The sequence below is a fragment of the Mesorhizobium sp. M2D.F.Ca.ET.226.01.1.1 genome (assembly GCF_004022705.2).
GTDB lineage: Bacteria > Pseudomonadota > Alphaproteobacteria > Rhizobiales > Rhizobiaceae > Mesorhizobium.
Genome location: NZ_RZOY02000111.1, coordinates 1 through 301 on the forward strand (window position 1 = coordinate 1; position 301 = coordinate 301).

Annotated in this window: 1 protein-coding gene; it reads right to left on the reverse strand. The window is 62.5% G+C overall.

The annotated features are described in order from the left end of the window. Nucleotides 1-49 precede the first annotated feature (49 nt). Nucleotides 50-301: SMP-30/gluconolactonase/LRE family protein (locus tag EN869_RS34000; protein WP_135916162.1), on the reverse strand; the 252-nt coding region annotated here is incomplete at its 5' end.

Here is a 301-nt window from a genome sequence, read left to right on the forward strand (position 1 = left end):
TAGAGGCTTCGCCCAATCTCAAACGCCGGCCACAGCCGGGTTTTTCAACTCAATAGGTCTTCGCCCCATTGACCATCAGCCGCACCATGTAGAGCGAGGTGGTGCCGGCGATGTAGAGGCAGTTGCGCTTGATGCCGCCGAACACGCAATTGGCGGTCACCTCCGGCACCTTGACCTTGCCGATCAGCGTGCCGTCCGGATCGTAGCAGTGGATGCCGTCGGCCGCGCTTGTCCAGATGCGCCCTGCATCGTCGAGCCGGAAGCCGTCGAACAGGCCGGCAGTGCAGTCGGCGAAGACCTT